1 protein-coding gene is annotated in these 969 nt (G+C 29.9%); it reads right to left on the reverse strand.

Annotated elements, in window-relative coordinates:
• The coding region (locus tag KGF50_RS21630; RefSeq protein ID WP_227849967.1) for an NlpC/P60 family protein at positions 1–969 on the reverse strand (969 nt) is incomplete at both ends.

The following is a 969-nucleotide window of genomic DNA, read 5'->3' on the forward strand; positions in this document are numbered from 1 at the left end:
TTCCATTTAGGCTAGTTATTTTTACTACATCACCAGTATGAGGAGAATGAATAAACTCATTATTTCCAATATACATACCAACATGATTTATCTTACCTTTAGGTCCATTACTAGAAAAAAACACCAAGTCTCCTCGTTGTAAATTGCTTTTATCTACTCCTTTACCTGCATTTCCTTGCGATGACGATACTCTTGGAATTGTAATTCCTAAAGCATTTTTATAGCACCATTGAGTAAATCCAGAACAATCAAAATTATTAGGTCCTGTAGCTCCATATACATATTTACAACCTAATTTACTTTTTGCTAGATTAATTAATTTATCTGTTTTAGAGCTATTATTTGTACTACTACTTTGATTATTACCTTGAATTTGATAAGTTTCTTCTTCATCTCCATTTATAATTATATACCCATTTCTTTTACCAAACCTATTGCACTCACTTGCTGTAGACATTAATATATCTATATCATAAACTCCTGAGGAAGATATATTAATAGCACTTCCGTTATCTCTAACTGTATAGGTTTTTCCATCTATAGATGAACCTGGTAATATAACTTTAATCTTATCATTTAGTTTTATAAATGGATGGTCCTTTAAAAACTTTTCACTATACCAACTTTTATAATATTTCTTCACATCCATAGGAGCTGCACAAGTTTGATTTTTAGGCACTAATTTTTTACCAGTACAATCTTTATCTCCACCTTCTATACCAGGTCCAGGATAATATGCTGTAAATAATGCTGGTACTTTTCTTCCTGTATTTTTTTTCGTAGTACTTTGTGCAGGACCATTTTTCTTTTCATCTTTATTGTTAGTATTTCCACTACTATACGAGCTTGAAGAATAAGAAGCAAATTCATCTCCATCAACTAAAGTTAAATCCATGAAATGTGAATTATTTTCAAAGGTATGCTTTACTTTCTCAACTAACATATAATTTTGTAAATCAATATCTCCTA

It is taken from the genome of Clostridioides sp. ZZV15-6598 (assembly GCF_020657705.1).
GTDB classification, from domain to species: Bacteria; Bacillota; Clostridia; order Peptostreptococcales; family Peptostreptococcaceae; genus Clostridioides; species Clostridioides difficile_F.